This is a genomic window from Streptomyces piniterrae (genome assembly GCF_005048155.1).
Classification (GTDB): Bacteria; Actinomycetota; Actinomycetes; order Streptomycetales; family Streptomycetaceae; genus Streptomyces; species Streptomyces piniterrae.
This window is the reverse complement of record NZ_SUMB01000010.1, coordinates 312,613-337,173: the sequence shown is the minus strand read 5'-3', so window position 1 is coordinate 337,173 and position 24,561 is coordinate 312,613. Positions and strand designations below refer to the sequence as shown.

General features: G+C 72.6%; 16 protein-coding genes. 8 read left to right on the top strand and 8 right to left on the bottom strand.

Annotation, left to right across the window (positions count from 1 at the left end; translation table 11 throughout):
- Positions 1–55: 55 nt before the first annotated feature.
- From FCH28_RS27365 to FCH28_RS27340, 6 genes are all read left to right on the top strand, one after another.
- Positions 56–460, top strand: coding sequence for a transcriptional antiterminator (locus FCH28_RS27365; RefSeq protein ID WP_136742885.1), 405 nt, complete (start codon positions 56–58; stop codon positions 458–460).
- The gene (locus FCH28_RS27360; protein ID WP_136742807.1) at positions 457–816 is read left to right on the top strand and encodes a DUF2620 family protein; all 360 of its coding nucleotides are present in this window, start codon (positions 457–459) and stop codon (positions 814–816) included. The genes FCH28_RS27365 and FCH28_RS27360 overlap by 4 nt, the downstream gene beginning before the upstream one ends.
- A gap of 5 nt (positions 817–821) precedes the next feature.
- Entirely contained in the window at positions 822–2,165 is a 1,344-nt protein-coding gene (locus tag FCH28_RS27355) for a YhfT family protein (RefSeq protein WP_136742806.1), read from the top strand.
- Positions 2,166–2,228: 63 nt separating this feature from the next.
- Positions 2,229–3,182 (top strand): phosphotriesterase family protein, encoded by a 954-nt coding sequence (locus FCH28_RS27350; RefSeq protein WP_136742805.1) that lies wholly within the window; start codon positions 2,229–2,231, stop codon positions 3,180–3,182.
- A complete protein-coding gene (locus FCH28_RS27345; protein WP_136742804.1) occupies positions 3,179–4,459 on the top strand; it encodes an aminotransferase class V-fold PLP-dependent enzyme in 1,281 nt (426 codons plus the stop codon). The genes FCH28_RS27350 and FCH28_RS27345 overlap by 4 nt, the downstream gene beginning before the upstream one ends.
- A gap of 1 nt (position 4,460) precedes the next feature.
- The gene (locus FCH28_RS27340) at positions 4,461–5,630 is read left to right on the top strand and encodes an alanine racemase (RefSeq protein ID WP_136742803.1); all 1,170 of its coding nucleotides are present in this window, start codon (positions 4,461–4,463) and stop codon (positions 5,628–5,630) included.
- 271 nt (positions 5,631–5,901) lie between these two features.
- On the opposite strand, the gene ffh is transcribed toward FCH28_RS27340, so the two are convergent.
- The 5 genes from ffh to nsdA form a co-directional block, all read right to left on the bottom strand.
- The gene (ffh, locus tag FCH28_RS27335; protein WP_136742802.1) at positions 5,902–7,452 is read right to left on the bottom strand and encodes a signal recognition particle protein; all 1,551 of its coding nucleotides are present in this window, start codon (positions 7,450–7,452) and stop codon (positions 5,902–5,904) included.
- A 128-nt stretch (positions 7,453–7,580) separates the two neighbouring features.
- The gene (locus FCH28_RS27330; RefSeq protein ID WP_246103276.1) at positions 7,581–9,980 is read right to left on the bottom strand and encodes a [protein-PII] uridylyltransferase; all 2,400 of its coding nucleotides are present in this window, start codon (positions 9,978–9,980) and stop codon (positions 7,581–7,583) included.
- A 282-nt stretch (positions 9,981–10,262) separates the two neighbouring features.
- The gene (locus FCH28_RS27325) at positions 10,263–10,601 is read right to left on the bottom strand and encodes a P-II family nitrogen regulator (protein ID WP_136742800.1); all 339 of its coding nucleotides are present in this window, start codon (positions 10,599–10,601) and stop codon (positions 10,263–10,265) included.
- Positions 10,598–11,971 (bottom strand): ammonium transporter, encoded by a 1,374-nt coding sequence (locus tag FCH28_RS27320; protein ID WP_136742884.1) that lies wholly within the window; start codon positions 11,969–11,971, stop codon positions 10,598–10,600. The genes FCH28_RS27325 and FCH28_RS27320 overlap by 4 nt, the downstream gene beginning before the upstream one ends.
- Positions 11,972–12,265: 294 nt before the next feature.
- Entirely contained in the window at positions 12,266–13,762 is a 1,497-nt protein-coding gene (gene nsdA / locus FCH28_RS27315) for a transcriptional repressor NsdA (protein WP_136742799.1), read from the bottom strand.
- A 473-nt stretch (positions 13,763–14,235) separates the two neighbouring features.
- Between nsdA and FCH28_RS27310 the strand changes: the two genes are divergently transcribed.
- Positions 14,236–14,943 carry a bifunctional DNA primase/polymerase gene (locus tag FCH28_RS27310; RefSeq protein ID WP_136742798.1) on the top strand — a complete coding sequence of 236 codons (708 nt, stop codon included), beginning with the start codon at positions 14,236–14,238 and terminating at the stop codon, positions 14,941–14,943.
- 168 nt (positions 14,944–15,111) lie between these two features.
- Here FCH28_RS27310 and ftsY read toward each other — a convergent pair whose 3' ends face one another.
- Positions 15,112–16,344 carry a signal recognition particle-docking protein FtsY gene (ftsY, locus tag FCH28_RS27305; protein WP_136742797.1) on the bottom strand — a complete coding sequence of 411 codons (1,233 nt, stop codon included), beginning with the start codon at positions 16,342–16,344 and terminating at the stop codon, positions 15,112–15,114.
- A gap of 420 nt (positions 16,345–16,764) precedes the next feature.
- Here ftsY and FCH28_RS27300 point away from each other — a divergent pair, with 420 nt between their 5' ends.
- Positions 16,765–18,240, top strand: a complete 1,476-nt coding sequence (locus FCH28_RS27300) for a purine-cytosine permease family protein (RefSeq protein ID WP_136742796.1) — start codon at positions 16,765–16,767, stop codon at positions 18,238–18,240.
- Between the two features lie 418 nt (positions 18,241–18,658).
- On the opposite strand, the gene FCH28_RS27295 is transcribed toward FCH28_RS27300, so the two are convergent.
- Entirely contained in the window at positions 18,659–20,077 is a 1,419-nt protein-coding gene (locus tag FCH28_RS27295) for a sugar porter family MFS transporter (protein ID WP_136742795.1), read from the bottom strand.
- Between the two features lie 217 nt (positions 20,078–20,294).
- Positions 20,295–24,248: an AAA family ATPase gene (locus FCH28_RS27290; protein WP_136742794.1), complete on the bottom strand. Its 3,954-nt coding sequence runs from the start codon at positions 24,246–24,248 to the stop codon at positions 20,295–20,297.
- Positions 24,249–24,561 lie beyond the last annotated feature (313 nt).

Genomic DNA, 24,561 nt, shown 5'->3' with positions numbered 1-24,561 from the left:
TGGGGGATATGTCCCCATCGTGGCTACCGTTGCCGTCGAGGAAGGGCGGCCGCCCATGGATTCCCAGCTCGCCCGGCGTATCCGGCTCTTCCGTGAGAGCGGCCGGGTGCGGCCGGAGGTCACCGCTTTCGTGACGGCGGAGCTGGCGGCGCTGGCCGCCGAGGGCCACCGGGTCACCGAGGACAGTGCGGGGATGCTGACGAGTCATCTGATGATGGCGCTGACGCGGCTGTTGGACGGCGAGCCGGTGACGGAGTTCCGCACCGACGGGGCGGTGGCCGCTGAGCTCGCGGACCATCCCGACGCGGTCGCCAGGGCCCGTGCCGTCGCGGTACGGGCGGGCCGCGAACTGGGCGCCGCGCTCCCCCGCTCGGAGATCAACTTCCTGGCCCTGCACCTCGCCGTCCTGTGTGCCGGCGCCGTGCGGGCGGACACCTCGCCGCGAAGGGACACCCCATGACGAAGATCCTCACCGGTGGCGTCGGCAAGTCCGAGGTGGTCGGCGCCGTGACCGGACTCGGGCTGCCGGGCGTCGAGATCGTCGTCAGCAGTGACATGGACGCGGCGGTGCTGCTGCGGGCGGGGCGGGCCGACTACTTTCTCGGCACCTGTCACACCGGTGCCGGCGCCTCGCTGGGCGTGCTGGTCGGTCTGCTGGGGGCGGCCGCTTGCCACACCTTCGGGCGGTCGGTGCCCAGCGGGGCGCAGATCGAGGCGCTGCTGGACGAGGGCAAGCGGGTCTTCGGGTTCGCCGTGGACCAGATCGACGCGGTCGCGCCCGCGCTCGTCCGTGCCCTCGCGGCCCGTACCCTCTGACCTCCGTGGGCGCCCAACTCGCCGCCGCCGCGGGCGGACTGGACTTCGCTCCGGCGCAGCGGCTGACGGTGATCGGGCTGTGTGCGCTGACCGCGTTCGTCTCGCACCGGGCGCTGGCGGTGTTCAACGACGGGGTGCGGCCGTTCCTGCTGGACTTCGTCCAGGGGCGGACCAGGCGCGGCGCGACCGGCGCGGTGTCCTTCGGGCTCTCGGCGGGTTTCGTCTTCGGGCTCGGCGCGCCGATGGCGTTGTCGTCCGGTGTGCTCAATCCCTGGCTGGTGTTTCTGCCGACCGACGTTCTCGGCATCCTCGCGCCGCGGAAGTGGCTGGCGCCGGTGCTGGGCGGTGCCTGGGGCGCGGTGGTCGTCTTCGGTCTCAAGGGGGCGAATGACGCGGCGCACCGGCTGCCGGTGGACTTTCTGACGGCCATGCAGCAGATGTCGACGCCGATCCTGTTCCTGTTCACGCTGTTTCCGGTGCTGGCGGTCTGCAAGCAGTTCGGCAGGGCGCGGGGCGCCGTCGCGGGCGCGGTGGAGCTGGTGCTCGTCGTGCTGACGATGAAGCTGTGGCCGAAGGTGTTCGCGGGGTCGTTGGCGATGGCGGCCGGGGTGCTGATGCTGATCGGTTTCGCGGTGGCCAGGGATCTACGGGAGCGGCGGGACGGGGCGACGACGGATCAGGACGCCGGAAACGAGACGGGCGTCGACGACCCGATGGCCTCGCTGTTCAGCGCGAGCGCTGCCCGGCTGCGACAGCACCTACCACTGTTCATGGCGCTGGGCGCCGGTGTGTGCCTGCTGTCCCAGACGCACATATTCGGCGGCGGTGAGGCGACCAGCTTCCTCATCGCCCAGGGGCAGTACGCGGAGGCGGCCCAGGTCGACTTCTACCGGGCGTTCGGGTTCCTCCCGTTGATCGCCACCACCGCACTGGCCTCCGGGGCGTACGGCATCGCCGGTTTCACCGTCGTCTACCCGCTCGGCTATCTGCTGCCGAACCCGTGGCTGGCGGTGGTGTGCGGTGCGCTGGTCTTCACCGTCGAGGTGCTGGCGCTCAGCGGGATCGGCCGGGTGCTGGGCAGGCTGCCGTCCGTACGCGACTCCTCCGAACGGCTGCGGAGCGCGATCGGCGACACCCTCCAACTGGCCGTCCTCTTCGGTTCGTTGCTGGCCGCGCAGACGATGGGCGGCGGGCTCGGCCTGCTGATCGTCGGCGGGCTGTATCTGCTGAACGAGGCGATGGGGCGGGTCGTGGTCCGGATGGCTGCCGGCCCCGCCGCGGTCCTCGCCGGCGGTGTGCTCCTCAACGTCCTGTACTGGCTGGACCTGTTCACCCCCCTCACGTCCTGAGCGCGGGCGCACACCGCCCGGAGCGGGACGCGGCCGCGTACGACACGGCCGGGAAGGACCTCCATGACCGACCGGCACAGCCCGCCCGGCCCGCTGCGCACCGTCGCGGGCCCGCTGCCCGCCTCCGCCGTGCGCGGCCCGGTGCTCGCCCATGAGCATCTGGCCCTCGATCTCGCCCGTGGCGGCGACCGTACGGCCACTCTCACCGCACCGCACCGGCCCGCCGTCACCCGTGAACTGGCCGCGCTGCGCGCCGGGTTCGGGCTCGCCCTCGTCGTCGAGCTGACCTGCCGGGGCATGGGGCGGGACGTCCGGGCGCTGGCCCGGATCGCCGAGGAGTCCGGTGTCGCGGTCGTCGCCGGCACCGGCTGGTACCACGAGGCGTTCCACCCGCCGGAGGTCGCCACCGCGGACACCGGGCGGCTGACCGCGTCACTGATCGACGAGATCGAGCACGGGTGCGACGGCACCGGCATCCGGCCGGGCGTCATCGGCGAGGCCGGCAGCCACGGCGATGTGCCGAGCGGGCCGGAGCGGCGGACGCTGACCGCCGCCGCCCGTGCGGCCGTCGCCACCGGCCTGTCGCTGGCCACCCATGCGCGGCTCGGCCGCGGTGGCCTGGCCCAGCTGGAGCTGCTGACCGCGGCGGGGCTGCCGCCGCACCGCATCAGCGTCGGCCATCAGGACCTGCTCGACGATCCGGGCGTGCACCGCGAGCTGGCGGCGGCCGGCGCGTATGTCGCGTTCGACACCGTCGGCAAGGAGGGCTACCAGAGCGACGCGGTACGGCTGCGGCTGCTGCTGGCGCTGCTGGAGGCCGGGCACGCGGACCGGGCGCTGCTCAGCTGCGACATCTCCCGGCACGGCTATCTGGCGGACGCGGGCGGAGGCGGGTACGGGCACCTCTTCCGGTCGTTTCTGCCGCGGTTGCGGGCGGCCGGGGCGGACGAGGAGCTGATCGACGGGCTGACGCGGCGCAATCCGCTGCGGTTCCTGACCGGAGGGGAGCCGAGGTGACCACGCGCCCCACTCGCCCCCGTCGACCGGCTCCTCCGGCGGAGCCGCCGCGTCTCCCCCGCACCTTCCCCCTCCCGACCGTCCCCCTCCCCGACGCGCTGACCCGCCAGTTCCGGCTGCTGGAGTGCACCGCCCGGCACTTCGAGGGGCCGCAGCTCTTCGAGGCGGACGCCGGTGTCGTACCGGGTCACGGGCGGCCGCGGAGCACCGCCCGGGTGGAGGCGGTGCTCGCCGACTTCTTCGGGGCCGAGGCCGCGGCACTGGTGCAGGGCGCCGGCACGGGCGCGATCCGGGCCGCGCTCGGCGCCGTCCTGGGGGCGGGCGAGCCGCTGCTGATCCACCGCGCGCCGGTCTACCGCACCACCGCCGTCACCCTGCGCGGCCTGGGCGTCCATACCGTGGAGGCGGATTTCAACGACCGGCGCGAACTGGCCCGTGCGCTGGCGGCCGGGCGGTTCGGGTGGGCGTATGTCCAGCACACCCGGCAGCGGCCGGCGGACTCCTACGACCTGGGGGCGGTGCTGGCGGAGTGCCGGGCGGCGGGGGTGCGCACCGTCGTGGACGACAACTACGCGGTGCTGCGGGTCCCGGCGTGCGGGGTGGAGCTGGGCGCCGACGCGTCCTGTTTCTCGCTGTTCAAGCTGCACGGCCCGGAGGGCGTCGGCGCGGTCCTCGGCAGCGCCGACCTGGTGGCACGGGTGCGGGCGGACAACTACTCGGGCGGCGGCCAGGTCCAGGGCCACCAGGCGCTGGACGCGCTGCGGGCGCTGACCCATGTGCCGGTGATGTGGGCGGTGCAGTCGCAGGTGGCGGCCGAGGTCGCGGAGCGGCTGGCGGCCGGCGAGGTGCCGGGCGTCGCCGAGGTGACGCTCGCCAACGCGCAGGACCGCTGTGTGCTGGTGCGCCTGGACCGCCCGCTGGCCCGCGCGCTGCCGACCGCCGCCGCGCGGCACGGCGCCGCCCCGTACCCGGTGGGCGCCGACTCCCGCTACGAGATCGCCCCGCTCTTCTACCGGCTGTCCGGCTCCGCACTGGCCGATGCGCCCGAGCTCGCCGACTGGGCCGTACGGATCAACCCGATGCGGGCCGGAGCGGATCTCGTCCTGGACATCCTCCGGCGGGCGCTCGCCGACCTGCGCGGGGGCGGCGGCGGGCGGGCTCCGGACGACCCGTGCGAGCCCGCGGACCAGGCCTCGCACGACGGCCTCCCGCCGCACGCCCACCACTCACCGCACGCCTGCCCCAAGGACCATGTCTCCCTCAAGGACAACGACTGACGTGTTCCTCGACACCGTCCTCGCCCGCAATCCCCGGCTGGTCGCCTTCGCGACCGAGCTGCACGAGGCCGGCGCCATCCCGCCCGACAGCTATGTGCTGGACCTGGACGCCGTGGAGTCGAACGCGGCGCTGCTCGCCGCCGAAGCCGGGCGCCTGGGCCTGCGGCTCTGGCCCGTGGTCAAGCAGGTGGGCCGGAATCCCGAGCTCATCCGGGCCGTCGCCCGGCACCTCCCGGCGTTCGCCGCGATCGACGCGCCCGAGGCCCGGACGCTGTGTGCGGCGGGCGCGCGGGCCGGGAACCTCGGGCATCTGGTGCAGATCCCGTTCCGTGCGCTGCCGGAGCTGCTCGCCTGGCGCCCGGAGGCGGTCACCGTCTACGACCTCGCCAACGCCCGCGCGGTCTCGGACGCGGCCCGGCGGCTCGGCCTCGTCCAGGACATCCTCGTCCGCGTCGAGGGCGTGCCGGGCAGCGTCCATCCGGGCCAGGAGGGGGGTGTACCGGTCGCCTCGCTGGACGCCTTCGCCGCCGCGGCCGCGCGCCTTCCCGGCGTACGTGTCGCGGGGGTGACGGCGTTCCCGTGTCTGGCGTGCGCACCGGACACGGGCCGCCCGCTCCCCGCCCCGAACCTCCAACTGGCTTGCGAGGCAAGGGAGTTGCTCGCCTCCCGCGCCGGGGTGGCCGCCGCCCGGCTGACGCTGAGCGCGCCCGGCGTCACCTCGATGGCGAGCCTTCCGCTGCTGGCCCGCCTCGGCGCGACCCACGGGGAGCCCGGACACGCGCTGACCGGCACCACTCCGCTGCACGCCGTCGACCCGAGGCAGCCGGAGCGGCCCGCGTACGTGTACGTCAGCGAGGTCGCGCATCTGCTCGCGGACGGCCGCCCGGCGCTGTTCGGCGGCGGTTTCTACCCCCGGGCCTCGATCCGGTCCGCGCTGATCCCGCGCACCGGCGCCCGCCTCGCGGTGCGGGCGGCGCCGGCGGCGAACATCGACTACTACCGGCTGCTGGAGCCGGGCGACGCACGGCCCGGCGACACGGCCGTGCTGGCCTTCCGTACCCAGGTCTTCACCACCCGCAGCACGGTCGCCGTCGTGTCCGGACTCGACGGCGGCGCAGGGAAGTTGACGGGGCGATACGACCCTTGGGGACGGCCGGTCGTGGAGCCGTGAGGACCGGGGCGCCCCTGGCCCGTGGCCCAACCGCCCCTTGGCCCTGCCCTGCGGCCCAACCATCCCTTTGGCCCTGCCCTGCGGCTCAACCGCCCCTTTGAACCTGGCCCGCGGCTCAACCGCCCCTTGGCCCTTCCCCGCCGCCCACCCCGCACCTTTGTTTTTTCCCCGCCGCCCACCCCCCTTCGGGGGGTGGGCGGGTGTGGAGGCTCGGTTTCGGGTGCGGAGCCTCGGATTCCGCGCCGGCAAGCGGACGGGCCGGCTCAGGACCTCAGCCCATGAACTTCTTGAACTCCTCCGGGAGTTCGAAGTTCTGCGGGTCCTGCCCGCCCTGCGGCAGCCCCAGCGGGTTGCCGGCCTCGGCGGCCTCGCGGCGGGCGGCCGCGGCCTGCTCCTCGGCCTTGCGCTTCATCGGGTTGCCGCTCTTGCGCTTGCCCTTGGCCTGCTTGACCTGCTTCTTCTTCCGGGAGGCGCCGCCACCCATGCCCGGCATCCCCGGCATGCCCGGCATGCCGCCGCCCTGGGCCATCCTCGACATCATCTTGCGGGCCTCGAAGAACCGCTCGACGAGGTTCTTCACGGTGCTGACATCGACGCCGGAGCCCTTGGCGATACGGGCGCGGCGCGAGCCGTTGATGATCGTCGGCTCCTGGCGCTCGGCCGGGGTCATCGACTTGATGATGGCGGCCGTGCGGTCGACCTCGCGCTCGTCGAGGTTGTTGATCTGGTCCTTCATCTGCCCCATGCCGGGCAGCATGCCGAGGAGCTTCGAGATGGAGCCCATCTTGCGGACCTGCTCCATCTGGGCCAGGAAGTCGTCGAGCGTGAACTCCTTGGGGCCCTTCTGGAGCTTGGCCGCCATCTTCTCGGCCTCGGCCTGGCTGAAGGTCTGCTCGGCCTTCTCGATGAGCGACAGCATGTCGCCCATGCCGAGGATGCGGGACGCCATGCGGTCCGGGTGGAACGCGTCGAAGTCGTCCAGCTTCTCGCCGTTGGAGGCGAACATGATCTGCTTGCCGGTGACGTGCGCGATGGACAGCGCGGCACCACCGCGGGCGTCACCGTCGAGCTTGGAGAGCACCACGCCGTCGAAGCCGACGCCGTCGCGGAACGCCTCGGCGGTGTTGACCGCGTCCTGGCCGATCATCGCGTCGACGATGAAGAGGATCTCGTCCGGGCTGACCGCGTCGCGGATGTCCGCGGCCTGCTGCATCAGCTCCTGGTCGATGCCCAGGCGGCCGGCGGTGTCGACGATGACGACGTCGTGCTGCTTGCCGCGGGCGAACTCGATGGAGTCCTTGGCGACCTTGACGGGGTCGCCGGTGCCGTTGCCGGGCTCGGGCGCGTAGATCGCGACACCGGCGCGCTCGGCGACGACGGAGAGCTGGTTGACGGCGTTGGGACGCTGGAGGTCACAGGCGACGAGCAGCGGGGCGTGGCCCTGCGCCTTGAGCCAGCGGCCGAGCTTGCCGGCGAGGGTGGTCTTACCCGCACCCTGGAGACCGGCCAGCATGATCACGGTCGGCGGGGTCTTGGCGAACCGCAGCCGGCGGGTCTCGCCGCCGAGGATGCCGATGAGCTCCTCGTTGACGATCTTGATGACCTGCTGGGCGGGGTTCAGCGCCTGGGAGACCTCGGAGCCGGTGGCCCGGTCCTTGACCTGCTTGATGAAGGCCCGTACGACGGGGAGGGCGACGTCGGCCTCGAGCAGGGCGATACGGATCTCACGCGCTGTGGCGTCGATGTCCGCCTCGCTCAGGCGGCCCTTGCCCCGGAGGTTTTTGAAAGTACTCGCCAGGCGGTCGGAAAGCGTATCGAACACGGCGGTCGTCGATCCTCAGGGGTCGGGGGCGGAGGTAATCGCCTCCTAGGGTATCCGGCCTGGCAAGCGACCCACCGCGGACCGGCGGCGTGCGGGCGGCCGACGGCCCGCCGGCATGGTGACGCGGATCACTCCAGCGCGCTCTGCACCCCGCGGACGAGGGCCGCGGACTGGTCGGCGGGCAGCGGAGCGCCCTTGGTGTCCGTCACATAGAAGGCGTCCACGGCGTTCGATCCGAGCGTGCTGATGTGGGCGCTGCGGACGCTGACGCCCGCCTCCTCCAGCGCGCGCCCGATCCGGTGCAGCAGGCCGTGCGCGTCCTGGGCGCGGACCTCGATGACGGTCGCGGTGCGGGACGTGCCGGGGGCGACGGTGACGCGGGGCGGCGGGGCGAGGACGGCACGGGAGCGGCGGGCGTAGGCGCGTTCGCGTTCGGCGAGGCGGGCCGGGATGTCCAGCGAGCCGTCGAGGGCGCGGACCAGGTCGGCGCGGAGCCGGACGGCCTGCGGCAGCGAGCCGTATTCGGCGGCCACCCGCCAGCTGAGCAGCAGGACCGGGCCCTCCCCGATGGGGTCGACGGTGCCCAGGTCGGCGGCGCGGACGGTGAGCCGGTGCAGGGCAAGGACGCCGGCCGCGGCGGCGAGGACACCGGGCTGGTCGGGGACGGCGATGAGCAGTTCGACGCCGACCGGCTCCGGGCCGTCGCCGGACTCGGTCGCGTGCTCGCCCACGGGGGCCTCGTCGCGGGTGCGCAGGGCCAGGACCGGGCCGCCGGTGCGGGCCGCCTCGATCGCCAGCCGCTCCTGCTCGGCGGTCGGCTCGTCCGTCGGACGGCCCTCCGGTACGGCCTCCCCCGCGAGCTGCGCGCCGACGCGTTTGACGAGGTCGGCGACGAGTCCGCCGCGCCAGGCGGACCAGGCGGCGGGCCCGGTGGCGAGCGCGTCGGCCTCGGTCAGGGCGTGCAGCAGTTCCAGGGTGCCGGCGCTGCCGACGGCGTCCGCGACCGCGCCGACGGTCTCCGGGTCGTCCAGGTCGCGGCGGGTGGCGGTCTCGATGAGCAGCAGATGGTGCCGTACGAGGGTGGCGATCACCGCGACGTCGCGGGCGTCGAAGCCGAGCCGGGTGGCCATGTCGCGGGCGATGGTCTCGCCGGCCACGGAGTGGTCGCCGGGCCAGCCCTTGCCGATGTCGTGCAGCAGGGCGGCGATCAGCAGCAGGTCGGGGCGGTGCACCCGGCGGGTCAGCGCGGAGGCCCGGACGGCGGTCTCGACCAGGTGGCGGTCGACGGTCCAGGTGTGGACAGGATTGCGCTGCGGACGGCAGCGGACGCGCTCCCAGTCGGGCAGCAGCTGTGTGATGACGCCCTCGGCCTCCAGGGACTCCCATACGGGCACGGTGTGCGCGCCCGCGCCGAGGAGCGTGATCAGCTGCTCGCGGGCCTCGGCGGGCCACGGCACGGGCAGGTCGGCGGCGGCACGGGCGCACCGGCGGATCGCGTGCACCGCCAGCGGCAGCCCGGCCTGGGCGGCGGCGGCCGCGGCGCGCAGCACCAGCACCGGGTCCCGTTCCGGGCGGGCGGTGCGGGCCAGCACCGCCTCGCCGTCGAGTTCGACGACGCCCTCGGCGAGCGGCGAGCGCTCCCCCTTGGCGGCGCCCCGGCCGGGCAACAGCCCGCGCAGCATGGGTTTGACGGAGCGGGCCCGCAGTACCCGGCCGACCTCGCGCCAGGTGACGTCGGCGGCGTAGGAGATGGTGCGGGCGGATTCGTAGGTCTGCCGCAGCAGGGTGTCCGCGTCGAGCAGGCCGAGGGCGTCGGCGACCTGGGGCTGCTCCTGGAGGGAGAGCCGGTCGGTGGCGCGCCCGGTGACCAGGTGGAGCGCGTCGCGGGTGTCGAGCAGGCGGGTGCGGGCGGCTTCCAGGCCGCCGCGGGGGGCGTCGGCGAGCCAGGACGCGGCGACCGCCCGGAGCGCGGTGGCGTCCCGCAGTCCGCCCCTGGACTCCTTGAGGTCGGGTTCGAGGAGGTATTGCAGCTCGCCCTGCCGTTCGGCGCGCTCCTGGCACATCTCGTGGAGTTCGGGCAGTCGCTTGGGGGCGCTCTCGCGCCAGTCGGCGTACGCGGCGGTGCGCAGCGCGGCGGTCAGCTCCGGGTCTCCGGCCAGGTGGCGGGCGTCGAGCAGGCCCAGTTGCACCTTGAGGTCCTCGCGGGCCGCGGTACGGGCCTCGGCGGGGGTGCGTACGGAGTGGTCGAGGTCCAGGCCGAGGTCCCAGACGGGGTACCAGAGGCGGTCGGCGAGGGCGGCGACGGCGCCGGGGTCGGCGCGTCCGTCGTGCAGCAGCAGGAGGTCGAGGTCGCTGCGCGGGGAGAGTTCGCCGCGGCCGTATCCGCCGACGGCGACGAGGGCGGCGCCGTGCACGCCGGAGGCGCTGGCGGCGCCGGCGAGGAGAGCGGTGAGCCAGTCGTCGGTCAGCCGGGCGAGGGCGGCGCGGCGGTCCGGGCCCGTGGGGGCGTCGTCCTGGAGGAGCCGCAGCCGGGCCGCGGGATAGCCGCCTTCGGGGGCGGGCGCGGGGGTGGCCCCGGGGTCGGTGTGCGGGCCCGGTACTCCGCCCGGCCCTGCCGTTTCCTCGACTCTCTCCGTCAACTCGGGCGCTCCTTGGTCGTGTTGTTGCCCGCGGTCACCGCTGTCCCCGTTGTCGCGTACCGCTCGTCCCGTGCCGGCTGCCCCCGTAGGTACTCCGGCTCCGGCCTCCGGCGGCGGTTGCCGCGCCGGGGGCCGGAGCCGGGTCACTCGGACGTGCTGGCTGTAACACCGTTACAGTGCGTCCGGGCCGCGCTCGCCCGTCCGTACGCGCACCGCCTCGTCGACGGGCACGCTCCACACCTTTCCGTCGCCGATCTTGCCGGTGCGGGCCGCCTTCACGACGACGTCCACCAGTCCTTCGGCGTCCGCGTCCTCGACGAGCACCTCGATCCGGATCTTCGGCACCAGGTCGACGGTGTACTCGGCGCCGCGGTACACCTCGGTGTGCCCGCGCTGCCTGCCGTAGCCGCTGGCCTCGGTGACGGTCAGACCGTGCACCCCGAAGGCCTGCAGTGCTTCCTTCACCTCGTCCAGCCGGTGCGGCTTGATTACTGCCGTGATGAGCTTCACGCGTCCACCTTCTTCGTCTTGCCCTGCTTGCCGGCCGGCTCGGCGGTCGCGCCGCCGGTCGCGGGGACCGCTGCCGTACGGGCGACCGAGCCGCCGCCGGTGCCGGTGAAGTCGTACGCCGTCTCGGCGTGCGCGGCCTGGTCGACGCCGGAGATCTCCTCGTCCTCGCTGACCCGGAAGCCCATCACCAAGTCGATGACCTTGGCAAGGACGAACGAGGCGATCAGCGAGTAGGCCAGTACCGCGCCCACACCGATGGCCTGCTTGCTCAGCTGCTCGACGCCGCCGCCGTAGAAGAGGCCCTGGGCCTTGCTCTGTCCTTCGCCGGTGGCGAAGAGGCCGATGAGCAGCGAGCCGACGACACCGCCGACGAGGTGGACGCCGACGACGTCCAGGGAGTCGTCGTAACCGAGCTTGTACTTCAGGCCGACGGCCATGGCGCACAGCACACCGGCGATGGCGCCGACCGCGATCGCGCCGAGCGGGCTGACCGCGCCGCAGGCCGGGGTGATGGCGACCAGACCCGCGACCGCACCGGAGGCGGCGCCCAGCGTGGTGAACGAACCGTGGCGCAGCTTCTCGTACGCCAGCCAGCCGAGCATCGCGGCGGCGGTGGCGACCTGGGTGTTGACGAAGGCGAGCGCGCCGATGCCGTCGTCATTGCCGAGCCAGGAGCCGGCGTTGAAGCCGAACCAGCCGAACCAGAGGAGACCGGCGCCGAGCATGACCAGCGGGAGGCTGTGCGGCCGCATCGGGTCCTTCTTGAAGCCGATGCGCTTGCCGATGACCAGGATGACGCCGAGGGCGGCGGCACCGGCGTTGATGTGGACGGCCGTACCGCCCGCGAAGTCGATCACGCCGAGCTCGAAGAGCCAGCCGCCGGCACCCCACACCCAGTGGGCGACCGGGAAGTACACGATCGTGACCCACAGGACGATGAACAGGGACCAGGCGGTGAACTTCACGCGGTCCGCGAGGGCACCGCTGATCAGCGCCGGAGTGATGATCGCGAACATCAGCTGGAAGGCCGCGAAGACCGAGACCGGAATGGTGTAGCCGGGCCACAGATCGGTGAGGCCGATACCGCTGAAGCCGACGTAGTCGCCGGTCCAGCCGATGATCGAACCGTGGTCGGTGCCGAAGGCCAGGCTGAAGCCGTAGAGCACCCACAGCAGGGTCACCAGACCGAGACTGATGAAGCTCATCATCAGCATGTTCAGCACGCTCTTCACGCGGACCATGCCGCCGTAGAAGAACGCCAGGGCGGGCGTCATCACCATCACCAGCGCGGTGGCGATCAGCATGAATCCGGTATTGGCCGGGCTCAGCTCGACCTTGTCTGCTGCGAGCGTCAGGATGCCTGGGGGCATCGGCGTCTCCTCGTCGTCGATGCGGCCCGTGCGGGCGTGTTTCTGGTGGGCCGACTTGGCCATGAGGTTGTCGCAGCGTGGTTTCGGCCAAACCTTGCCGGTGTTTCACGGCAGTGACGAAGACGGCGGCAGTGTTACGCGCCGGTGAACTGGGGGATCAACACGCGATGCCGCGTTTCAACCCCCGAAACCACCAACCCGGCCACGGTCCCCACCCTCGTTGACCAGGCGGCGGGGGAGCCGAGTCGGGCTGTACGGGGTGGGTGGCCGTGGCCGGGAGTCCTGGGGGTGCGGTCAGCCGACCTCCGCCGCGGTTTCCGGCAGCTGGCGGGAGAGCTCGTCACTCAGCTGGACCACCTCGGCGACACCGCCGAATTCCCGGGCCGCGGTGTCCACCGTCTTGCGCAGCCGGGTGTTGACCCGCTCCGAGCGGACCTGCTTGGCGAACGGGATGGCCTTGTGCGCCATCTCCGCGCAGGCCTCCGGCTCCTTCTGCAGCAGCCGCACCGTCGCCATCCCGATGAGGTTGAGCGCATACGAACGCTGGTGCTCGGGGTCCTGGCGGAACAGGTCGACGGCGCGCTCCATGACGGGCTCGGCGAGCGAGGCGTACGTGGGGCTGCGGCCGGCCACGTAGGCCAGGTCGCGGTAGGAGTGGGCGTTCTCGGCGTTCAGCTCCGCCTCGGAGAAGAAGCGGATCCAGTCCGGCTCCGGCTCGCCGGGCATCGCGTCGGAGAAGGTGTCCTCGGCCATCCGGACGGCCCGCTTGACCTTGCTGGGCTGGCCGATCCCGGCGTACGCGCGCGCCTCCATCGCATACAACATCGCCTGGGTGCGCGGGGTCGCCGTCTCACGGCTGCCGTACTGGGCGAGATGGATCAGCTCCAGCGCGTCCTCGGACCGGCCGAGATGGATCATCTGCCGGCTCATGCTGGAGAGGATGTACGAGCCGAGGGGACGGTCGCCGGCCTCCTTGGAGGCGTGCAGCGCCAGCACGAAGTACTTCTGGGCGGTGGGCTGCAGTCCGATGTCGTAGCTCATCCAGCCGGCCAGCTCGGCGAGCTCCGCGGCGACCTTGAAGAGCCGCTTGGCCACCGATTCCGGGTGCGGCTCCTGGAGCAGGTCGGTGACCTCGTGCAGCTGGCCGACCACCGCTTTGCGCCGGAGCCCGCCGCCGCACTGCGCGTCCCACTGCCGGAACATCGCGGTCGTCGACTCCAGCAGATCGAGTTCCGGCTTGGAGAGCCTGGCCGACCGCCGCACCCGGTCCGGCTGCGCCTCCGCGTCGCCCTGTCCGGCGGGCACCGGCACCAGCCAGCGCTGCATCGGCTCGATGAGGGTCGGCCCGGCGGCCAGCGCGAGCGAGGTGCCCAGGAAGCCGCGGCGCGCCAGCATCAGGTCGCTGCGGGAGAACTCGCTGATGAGGTTGACGGTCTGGGGCCCGGCCCAGGGCAGATCCACACCGGAGACGGACGGGGACTGGTGCGCGGAGCGCAGGCCCAGCTCCTCGATGCCGACCACACAGCCGAAGCGTTCCGAGAACAGCTCGGAGAGGATCCGCGGAATGGGCTCGCGCGGCTGCTCGCCGTCCAGCCAGCGGCGCACCCGCGAGGTGTCGGTACTGATGTGGTGGGCGCCCATCGTCCGCGCCCGGCGGTTGACCTGTCGTGCCAGCTCGCCCTTGGACCAGCCGCTGCGTACGAACCATGAACCCAACTGCGCGTTGGGACGCTTGACGGCGTCGGTGCCGCCTGAACCGCCGGAACCGGCGGTGCCGCCGTTGCCGCCCACTGGAACGCCCCCATCCCTTGCCGCCGCCGAAGCTTCGTCGCGAACCACCCACAGGCTGCCGCCCGTCGCGGCGCCTGTCCCGGGTACATCTACCCGATGCCGGATTCCGGCCACACCTCCAGCCGGTGAGCTACCGGCGGGTTGCCACCGGCATACCCGTGCGAATGATGCCTCTCCGGGGTTCGTGCACTGAAAGTAATCCTACGATCACGCCCCTCGCGAGGGCGATTGCGGAAACGCCACCATTCGCCACCCCTTCGAATGAACTCCCCGGCGGAGTCTCGCGATTGACTTGACACAGGTCGACAACGGCCGGGCGGAGCGAAGCACGCGACGGCGTGCGCACCGCCCCACACCACCCGGCGCACGACACCACATCACCGGCAGCGCGGACCGACGACGGAGCGTCAACACCGCTCCGCGTCAACGCGCCGACTCGTAACCGCAGGCACGGACCACCCGTTGGAGGGGGCATGGGCTTCACGATCGGCGGCATCCGGGAGCGTTCCGGCTCGCGGCGCCGCGCCCGCTCGACCGAAGGCACGGCGGTGGCGGAGTACACCGGACTGTGGGGCTGGGACGTCGTCCCCGGCGCCCGCGCGGTCCGCGCAGGCGGCCGTACGGACTGCTCGTGCGGGGCCGCGGACTGTCCGGCGCCCGGCGCGCACCCCCTGGGCTTCGGCCATGAGCTGGCCGCCGGCGCGACATTAGAGAAGGCCGCGGATGCCTGGGCGGAGACCCCGGGCGCGGCCGTACTCCTCCCGGTGGGCAGGTTCTTCGACGTCCTCGACGTACCGGAAGCCGCGGGCCGGTGCGCGCTGGTGCGCCAGGAGCGGATGGGGCTGCCGCTCGGCCCGGTCGCGGCCACCCCGACCGGCCGCGCGCTGTTCTTCGTCGCCCCCGGAGCCGCCGCCGACCTGCCCGGCCTGCTCTACCGGATGGGCTGGGACGACGCCGATCTCGATCTGCGGCCCCTGGGCCGCGGCGACCACGTCACCGCGCCACCGTCCGACCACGGCGGCCACGGCCCGATGCGCTGGCTGCGTCCCCCGACCCTGGACACCGCGGGCCGGCCGCCGGAGGCCCGGCTGCTGGTGGGCACCCTGGCCTACTGCCTCTTACGCCTGAACCGGCGGCTGCCCCTTGCGCCTAAGCCGGCGCCGCTCTCGCGCAAGCGGTGACTCGCTGCCCTTGCGCCTGAACCGGCGCCGCTCTCGCGTAGGTGGCTGAGCACCGTTGGGGTGCCTCAATCGATGGTTGCTGTACGGGCAGGCGAAGGGCCCCACCGCATGTCCAGCGGTGGGGCCCTTCGGTGATCACGCCCCCGATGGTTCCGGGGGTCGGCGGCGCTAGTCGCCGATAAGAGCATCGACGAACGCCTCGGGCTCGAAGGGCGCCAGGTCGTCCGCGCCCTCGCCCAGGCCCACCAGCTTGACCGGTACGCCGAGCTCGCGCTGGACGGCGACGATGATGCCGCCCTTGGCGGTGCCGTCGAGCTTGGTCAGCACCACGCCGGTGATGTCCACGACCTCGGCGAACACGCGCGCCTGCACCAGGCCGTTCTGGCCGGTGGTGGCGTCCAGGACGAGCAGCACCTCGCCGACCGGGCCGTGCTTCTCGACGACCCGCTTGACCTTGCCGAGCTCGTCCATCAGACCGGTCTTGGTGTGCAGCCGGCCCGCGGTGTCGATGAGGACGACATCGGCGGTCTCGGCGATACCTTCCTTCACCGCGTCGTAGGCGATCGACGCGGGGTCACCGCCCTCGGGCCCGCGGACCGTACGGGCACCCACCCGCTCGCCCCACGTCTGCAGCTGGTCGGCGGCCGCGGCACGGAACGTGTCGGCCGCGCCGAGGACCACGGACTTGCCGTCGGCGACCAGGACGCGCGCGAGCTTGCCCGTGGTCGTGGTCTTCCCGGTGCCGTTGACGCCGACGACCAGGACGACGCCGGGGATCTCGTCGCCGCCGTTGCCGATGCCGTTGGCGGTGTGCACGGAACGGTCCGCGTCCGTGCCGATGAGGGCGAGCAGCTCCTCACGCAGCAGGAGGCGCAGATCCTCGGGCGTACGGGTGCCGAGGACCTTGACCCGCTCGCGCAGCCGGTCGACGAGCTCCTGGGTGGGGGCGACGCCGACGTCCGCGGTCAGCAGGGTGTCCTCGATCTCCTCCCAGGTCTCGTCGTCGAGGCGCTCGCGGGAGAGCAGCGTCAGCAGGCCCTTGCCCAGGGAGGTCTGCGAGCGGGAGAGCCGGGCACGCAGCCGGACCAGCCGGCCGGCGGTGGGCTCGGGGACCTCGACCGCCGGCGCGACGGGCGCCTCGGGCTCGGCCACCTCGACCGGCGCCTCGGCCTCCGCCGTCGGCAGGCCGACCTCTTCGATGGTGCGGCGGGCTTCTTCTCGTGGGGTCTCGGCCTCCTCGCCGACCTGCGGTTCGGCGGGGGGCGCGGTAACGGGTGGGGTGACGGGGGCAGCCGGCGGGGGCGGCGGCAGCTGCTTCTTCTTGCGGCCGCTGACGACGAGCCCGCCGACCGCGCCGAGCACGACCACGGCGATGAGTACAGCAAGGATGACGGTTTCCATAACTCCTTCAGTATCAGCCACGCGCGTCCCGCGGGGGCGCTGCGCATCGCTTCGCTCGGGCCGCTTTCGGTTTCCCACCGCGGGGGCTGTTCGCCGTCGCCCCCCACCGGCCGCCGGGCAGCCCCGCGCGGCGGACCGGCCCGCCGCGGCCGCCACGGCGAGCAACCGCCACGGCGGGACAGCCGAGAACAACCCAGGCCAAAGGGTGGCGGATGGGCTCTCCGACGAGGCCCTGGCGAGCCCGTCCTCGTCGGCCCGCCCAACAGGACGTACAGGCAGAACTTGGATCAAAGTACGATGGTCGTCAGCCACGCAACGCGCGTAGAGTCCTGGCAACCAAACGGCCAGGCATCACAGCCGCTGCCTGCACCTCCTCCCCGGGGGTGCCTTCCAGACCCCCGCGCACGGAGATACCTGCACATGGGCACCACGTCCGCTCCCGAAACCGAAGGCGCCGTCGAGACACGGGGCATCGAGCCCGTCCCCGACAACGAGCGCCAGGGCCGCGTCCGCGAGCTCTTCCCGACCTGGGTCGCCGCCAATATCAGTGTGTTGCTGCTCACCATGGGCGCCTCGCTCGTCGTCAACAACGGACTGAACTTCTGGCAGGTCCTGCTGGTGGCCGCGGTCGCCGCCGCCGTCGCCTTCGGCATGGTCGGCGTGCTGTCGGTCTCCGGTAAGTGGGGCGGCGCGCCCGGCGCGATGCTCTCCCGGGCCGCCTTCGGCGTCCGCGGCAACTACTTCCCCGGGGCGATCCTGTGGGTCGCCCGCTTCGGCTGGGAGACGATCAACGCGGTCACCGGCGCGTACGCCGTGCTGACCGTGCTGAACCTGCTGTTCGGCATCAAGAGCAACAACGTCCTGGTCGTCGTCACACTGCTGGCCTTCGTGGCCGTCACCTACCTGGTGAGCGGGCTGGGCCGCAAGGCGCTGAACGTCTGCAACAAGTACTCGACGTACCTGTTCGGCCTGTTCAGCATCATGGTGCTGGTCTACCTGATCGCCACCATGGACTGGGACGCGGTCTTCGCGAAGAAGGCCGGCACCACCGCGATGGTGATCGCGGGCATCGGCACGATCGCGGCCGGCGGCATCAGCTGGGTCCCGACCGGTCCCGACTTCGCGCGCTACCTGCCGCACTCCGCGTCCGGCAAGAAGATCGTCGGTACGACCGTCTCCGGCGCGGCCCTGGTGCTGCTCCCGATGGTGCTGATGGGCGGCGTGATGGCCGTCTCCAGCCCCAAGCTGGCCGGCCAGAACACCGACCCGATGTCGTTCCTCGGCAGCATCCTGCCGACCTGGCTCGCGGTTCCGTACCTGGTCACCGCGCTGGTCGGGATGGTGCTGATCAACAGCCTCTCGATGTACTCCGCGGGCTTCACCGCACAGACGATGGGCGTCAAGCTGCCGCGCGCCCTGGCGGTCAGCATCAACGCCATCATCAGCCTGGTCGGCGGCCTGTTCATGATGCTGGTCGCGAAGGACTTCATCGGCCAGTTCATCGCCTTCCTGACGCTGCTCGCGGTGTCCTTCTCCGCCTGGATCGGCGTCTACGGCATCGACATGGCGCGGCGGCGCAAGCTGGCGGTCCGCTACGACGCCGACAGCCTGATGGACACCGGCCGCACCAGCCGCTACTGGTACGTCGGCGGCTTCTGCTGGCAGGCCATGACGGCCTGGTCGGTGGCGCTCGCCGCGGGCCTGTGCTTCACCAAGGTCCAGTGGTTCACCGGCCCGCTGGCCACCACCTGGATCGGTGAGAACGGCCTGGGCTGGGCGGCCACCATTCTGATCGCCGCGGTGGTCTTCGCGGCACTGCCGACGCCCAAGGAGACCGCGCCGGCGGCGGCCGGAAGCCGGTCCGCCGAGGAGCGGGAGCCGGTCGAGGTCGGCTGACGGCCACACCGGGCCCGGATCGGGCCGCCGCTGAGCGGCCCGACGCAACGTAGGCCGACATCCCCTTCGCCACCGTCCTGGCGGAGGGGATGTTGTTTTGTGGGGGCGGTTGCGGCGGCGGGTGGTTTCCGGCGGCGGGCGGTTTCGGCGAAGACAGGGCCGGCGCCCTAGGCTCACCCACTGCCTTTTCCGGGCCCAGCCGCCCAGGGGTGGCCGCTCCAGTGCCCGCCCACCCGGGGGTGGCCGTGTCACCGGCGGGCGGGGACGGACCGTAGGACCGGAGACCTGGGACCCGGCCCCGCAAGCCCCACTGCGCGGCACCCGGCAACGTGGGAAGCGGCACACGCACAAGCAACTGCGCCCCGGCTCGGAGTGAGCCGGGGCGCAGCCAGTACTGAGGAGAGGGGCTGGCGGGGGGTTAGCCCATCTCCTCCAACGCCTTGCCCTTCGTCTCCTTGACGTACTTCAGCACGAAGGGGACCGAGAGCAGAGCGAAGATCATGTAGATCACGTACGTGCCGGACAGGTTCCAGTCCGCCAGGCTCGGGAAGCTGGCCGTGATGGCCCAGTTGGCGATCCACTGCGCGGAGGCGGCGACGCCCAGCGCGGCGGCGCGGATCCGGTTCGGGAACATCTCGCCGAGGAAGACCCAGACCACGACGCCCCAGGAGAGGGCGAAGAAGAGCACGAAGACATGTGCCGCGATCAGCGCCACGGTGCCCTCGGTGGTCGGCAGGGTGCCGGCCGCGGTCTTGGCGGAGAAGGCCCAGGCCTCCAGGCCCAGGGAGACGGCCATGCCGATCGAGCCGACCAGCGCCAGCGGGCGGCGGCCGATCCGGTCGACGAGGAGCATCGCGATCACGGTGCCGATGATGTTGATGATCGACGTCGTGAAGCTGTAGAAGAACGAGCTGCTCGGGTCGACGCCGACGGACTGCCACAGCGTCGAGGAGTAGTAGAAGGCGACGTTGATGCCGACCAGCTGCTGGAAGACGGAGAGGCCGATACCGACCCAGACGATCGGCAGGAAGCCCATCTTCCTGCCGAGCAGGTCCTTGAACGTCGACTTGTGCTCGCTGCGCATCGCGTCCTCGATCTCGGCGATGCGGGTGTCGAGGTCGACGGTGTGGCCCTCGACCTCGGCCAGCACCTCCTTGGCGCGGGTGGCCTTGCCGACGGAGATCAGGTAACGCGGCGACTCGGGGATCGCGAAGGAGAGCAGACCGTAGAGCACGGCCGGGACGACCATCACGCCGAGCATCCACTGCCAGGCCTCCAGGCCGGCGATGGTGCCGCGCTGGTCGCCGCCGGCCAGGTTGAGGATGCCCCAGTTGACGAGCTGGGAGACGGCGATGCCGATGACGATGGCGGCCTGCTGGAAGGCGCCGAGCCGGCCCCGGTAGGCGGGCGGCGAGACCTCGGCGATGTAGGCCGGGCCGATGACCGAGGCCATACCGATCGCGAAGCCGCCGATGACCCGCCAGAAGGCGAGGTCCCACAGGCCGAACGGTACGGCGGAGCCGACGGCGCTGATGGTGAACAGCACCGCGGCGATCTGCATCACCCGGATCCGGCCGATGCGGTCCGCGATCCGGCCGGCGGTCGCGGCGCCGACGGCGCAGCCGATCAGGGCGACGGCGATCACCTGGGCCAGGACGGCGGACCCGACGTCGTAACGGCCGCGGATCGCCTCGACGGCACCGTTGATCACGGAACTGTCGTAGCCGAAGAGGAAGCCGCCCATCGCGGCAGCCGCGGTGATGAAGATGACATGGCCGAGGTGGTCCGGGTGGGCCTTGCGGCCTTCCGGGACCGTCGGCGGCGCGGTGCTGGTCAACGTGAACTCCAGTTGCCCGGCTGCGCTGCCGGGCGTCGGGGGCTGGCCCTTCCAGTGGCGCACGGGTGAGGGGCACCCACCACTTGAAGGTAAAAGCAACGTTGCAGAGACTATGCCTTCAAGTTTCGAAGTCAATAGGACGTGACGAATTCGTTTCTCGGCCACCCGAGGGCCAATACGTTCAAGTTGTGAAGGTAAGGAAGATGCGGGAACGGGGTCAGTGGAGCCGCTGGCTGATGACCTTGGATACGCCGTCCCCCTGCATGGACACCCCGTAGAGCGCGTCCGCGACCTCCATCGTGCGCTTCTGATGGGTGATCACAATCAGCTGGGAACTCTCCTGGAGCTCCTCCATGATCCGGATCAGCCGCTGCAGATTGGTGTCGTCGAGCGCCGCCTCGACCTCGTCCATGACATAGAAGGGGCTGGGGCGCGCCTTGAAGATCGACACCAGCAGCGCCACGGCCGTCAGGGACCGCTCGCCGCCCGAGAGCAGCGACAGCCGCTTGACCTTCTTGCCCGGCGGGCGCGCCTCCACCTCCACTCCGGTGGCGAGCATGTCGTCCGGGTTGGTCAGGATCAGCCGGCCCTCGCCGCCGGGGAAGAGCCGCGAGAAGACGCCCTCGAATTCACGGGCGGTGTCGTGGTACGCCTCGGTGAAGACCTGCTCCACCCGCTCGTCGACTTCCTTGATCACCTGTAGCAGATCGGCCCGGGTCTTCTTGAGGTCCTCAAGCTGTTCGCTGAGGAACTTGTGGCGCTCCTCCAGCGCCGCGAATTCCTCCAGCGCCAGCGGATTCACCTTCCCGAGCTGCTGATACGCCCGTTCGGCGGCCCGCAGCCGCTTCTCCTGCTCGGCCCGTACGTAGGCCACCGGCTGGTTCCGTGGGTGTTCGGGGTCATCCGGCAGCTGCTCGCCCTCGGCCGGCGGCGACGGCGGTACGGGCTGGTCGGGCCCGTACTCCGCGATCAGCCCGGCCGGCTCCACCCCCAGCTCCTCCAGCGCCTTGGTCTCCAGCTGCTCGATCCGCAGCCGCTTCTCCGCGCCCAGCACCTCGCCCCGGTGCACCGAGTCCGTCAGCTTGTCCAGCTCGGACTTCAGCTCCCGGCCCTGGTTGCGCTCGGCCACCAGGGCCGCTTCCCGCTCGGCCTTGGCCCGCTCGGCGGCGCCGCGCTCCTCCTCGGCCCGTACGACCGACACCTCGACATGGGCCAGCAGCTGCCGGGCGCCGGAGGCCACCGCCCCGGCCACCTCCGCCTCGTGGCGCAGCCGGGCGCGCCGCCGCTCGGCGCGCGCCCGTGCCTCCCGCTCGGCGCGAGCTCCCCGGTCCAGGGAGTCCGCCCGCCCGGCGAGCGCCTTCACCCGCTCCTCGTGGGTACGCGCCTGGAGCCGGGCCTCCATCTCCGTCTGCCGGGCGTTGGCCCCGTCGGCGGCCAGCCGGTCCCGTACGGACGTGTCGGGCTCCTCGTCGCCGGCGCCGGGGTCCTCCTGGGCCACCGCGAGCCGCTCGGCCAGTTCCTCGGCCTCCTCGGTGGCCCGCAGCAGCGCCTCCTCGGCCCGCGCGGCCGCCGCGCCGGAACGCTCCGCCTCGCCGGCCGCCGCCCGCGCCTGACCGGCGAGCCGCCCCAGGTCCCCGGCGATCTTGGACTTCTCCCGGTCCGCGGCGCGGCGCCGCTCGCCCAGCTCCTCGACCAGCGCGGCGCACTCCGTACGCCGCTCCCCCGCGGCTCGCTGGGCCTCGGCCAGCTCCGCGCAGCGCGCGGCAAGCTCCGCCATCTCGGCGGCCGCCTCGTCGACGGACGCCTGCACCTCCAGCAGACTCGGCGCGCCGGCCGACCCGCCGTGTGCGAAATGCGCGCCGAGCAGATCGCCGTCACCGGTCACCGCCGTCAGCTCCGGCCGCGCGGCCACCAGGTCCTCGGCGTCCTCCAGCGTGCCGACCACCACCACGTCCCGCAGCAGCCGGGCCACCGCGGCCATCAACTCCTGTGGTCCGCGGACGAGTTCCACGGCGCGTACGGGCGCGGAACGCGGGCCGGGAACACAGGGCGTGGAGGGTGGGAGGAGGCTGCGCGTGGAGGGTGGGAGGAGGCTGCGCGTGGAGGGTGGGAGGAGGCTGCGCGCGGAGGGTGGGAGGAGGCTGCGCGCGGACGACGCGGGCAGGCCGGTCCGCTCGTCGCCGTGGGATGCGTCCGCCGTGTCCTGCTGGGGCGCGCCGTCCCCGCCCGTCGCCTGCGGTCCGATCACCGGATGCTCGGGACCCGCTCCGGCCAGCGCCGCCGCCTCGGGCTCCCGTGCCGGGCCCGGGACCCGTGCCACCTGCTCCGTGCCGACGGGGGCGGCCGGGCCGCCGACGTGCCCGGCCCGCTCACCCGGCTCCCCCGGCTCACCGTCCCCGACGGCTCCGGCGAGCGCGGCGGCCTCAGGAACCGCGACGGCACCAGCGGGCCGCACCGCCCCCAGCACCATCGCCGCCCGGCCCCCGTCCTGCTTCCGCAGCAGCCGGATGGCCTCGGCGGCGGTGGCCGGGTCGGTGACCGCGATGGCGTCCGCGGCGGCGCCGAGGGCGGCCGCGACCGGGATCTCGAACCCGGGGGTGACGGTCAGCAGCTCCGCGGCGGGGCCGAGCAGTCCGGTGAGCCGGTCCGCGGCGGCCAGCAGCGCGCCCGTGCCGTCCTTGCGGCGCAGCCCGAGCGCCAGCGCGTCGTGCCGGGCGGAGGTCGCGGCCCGCTTGCGTTCCGCAGCGGTCAGCGCCTCCCGCGCGGCGGTCAGTGCGGCCTCCGCCTCGGCCAGCTCCCGCCGGGCCGCGTCGTGCCGGCCCGCGAGTTCCTCGTCGTCCGCGTCCAGCCCGTCGACCTCGGCCTTGAGTTGCTCGTACGCCTCCTGGGCCGCGGCCGCCCGCTCCCGGGCGCCGTCCCTGGCCTCGGCCAGCCGGCCGATCTCCGCCTGGGCCGAGGCGGCCCGGCCGCGGGCCGCGGTGACCTGCCCGTTCAGCCGGGCGAGGCCCTCGCGCCGGTCGGCGATGGCGCGCGCCACGTCCCGCAGCCGCCGCTCCTCCTCCGCCAACTGCCGCTCCAGCCCGGCGCGGTGCTCGACGGTGTCCTCCAGCGCCCGGCTCGCCGCCTCCAGCGCGGCCGCCAACTCCGCCTCCTGCTCGCGGATCCGGGCCGCCTCGCGCTCCATGTCCTCGGGGTCGCGCCCCTGCCGCTCGTCCGGCGGGGCCGCCGAGGCGCTCTTGACCCGCGCCTCGGCCAGCGAGATCGTGCCGCGCACCCGCTCCGCGAGCTGCGACAGCTCGTACCAGGTCTGCTGGGCGCGCTGCACCCGCGGCGTCAGCGTGCGGACCTCCTCCTCCAGCACCGCCTCGCGCTGCTGGGCGGCGCGCAGCTGCGCCTCCGCGGTCTCCTTGCGTTCCTTGAGCGCCGCCTCGTCCGCGATCTCGGCGCGCAGCGCCTCGCGCAGCGTGACGAGATCATCGGCGAGCAGCCGCAGCCTGGCGTCCCGCAGGTCGGCCTGGATGACGGCGGCCCGCCGGGCGACCGCGGCCTGCCGGCCCAGCGGCTTGAGCTGGCGGCGCAGCTCGTCGGTCAGGTCCTGGACGCGGGCGAGGTTGGCCTGCATCGCGTCCAGCTTCCGCAGCGCCTTCTCCTTGCGCTTGCGGTGCTTGAGGACGCCGGCGGCCTCCTCGATGAACGCCCGGCGCCCCATGGGATCGGCGTGCAGCACGGAATCGAGCTGCCCCTGCCCGACGATGACATGCATCTCGCGCCCGATGCCGGAGTCGGACAGCAATTCCTGGATATCCAGCAGTCGGCAGGTATCACCATTGATCTGGTATTCGCTGCCGCCATTGCGGAACATGATCCGGGTAATGGTGACTTCGGCGTATTCGATGGGCAGTGCGCCGTCGGAGTTGTCGATGGTGAGGGAGACCTCGGCCCGGCCCAGCGGCAGCCGGCCGGTCGTCCCGGCGAAGATGACGTCCTCCATCTTGCCGCCGCGCAGCGACTTGGCACCCTGCTCGCCCATGACCCAGGACAACGCGTCCACGACATTCGACTTGCCGGAACCGTTGGGGCCCACCACACAGGTGATACCGGGCTCGAAGCGCAGCGTCGTGGCGGAGGCGAAGGACTTGAAGCCTCGCAGGGTCAAACTCTTGAGGTGCACGCCGTTGGACTCTACCGGCCGCGCCCCGGCGGGCGGCCCCAACATTCCGCCGCCGCTCCCGGCCCGGTACGGGGGACGGGTATGCCGCGCCGTTCATTTTCGGTTTCACCGGTGAAGGCGCAGGGCACATCAAGCGGTAAGCAAGGCGCCCGGCCGGCGGAACCACGCGGAAGTCGGGCGGGAGCGGGGCGGGAATTCGGGACGACGGGCGAGCAGCCGGAAAGCAACGGGACCGGAAACGACGAAGGGACGCCGAAGCGTCCCTTGCAGATCTTGAAAGAGCTGCAGATCTTGAGAGCGGTGCCTCAAGCGG

What these genes read in the sequence shown, in the direction of transcription:
- ftsY (WP_136742797.1), bottom strand. Translation starts at nt 16,344, where the DNA reads ATGGAAACCGTCATCCTTGCTGTACTCATCGCCGTGGTCGTGCTCGGC.
- FCH28_RS27300 (WP_136742796.1), top strand. Translation starts at nt 16,765, where the DNA reads ATGGGCACCACGTCCGCTCCCGAAACCGAAGGCGCCGTCGAGACACGG.
- FCH28_RS27320 (WP_136742884.1), bottom strand. Translation starts at nt 11,971, where the DNA reads ATGCCCCCAGGCATCCTGACGCTCGCAGCAGACAAGGTCGAGCTGAGC.
- FCH28_RS27350 (WP_136742805.1), top strand. Translation starts at nt 2,229, where the DNA reads ATGACCGACCGGCACAGCCCGCCCGGCCCGCTGCGCACCGTCGCGGGC.
- FCH28_RS27360 (WP_136742807.1), top strand. Translation starts at nt 457, where the DNA reads ATGACGAAGATCCTCACCGGTGGCGTCGGCAAGTCCGAGGTGGTCGGC.
- FCH28_RS27310 (WP_136742798.1), top strand. Translation starts at nt 14,236, where the DNA reads ATGGGCTTCACGATCGGCGGCATCCGGGAGCGTTCCGGCTCGCGGCGC.
- FCH28_RS27365 (WP_136742885.1), top strand. Translation starts at nt 56, where the DNA reads ATGGATTCCCAGCTCGCCCGGCGTATCCGGCTCTTCCGTGAGAGCGGC.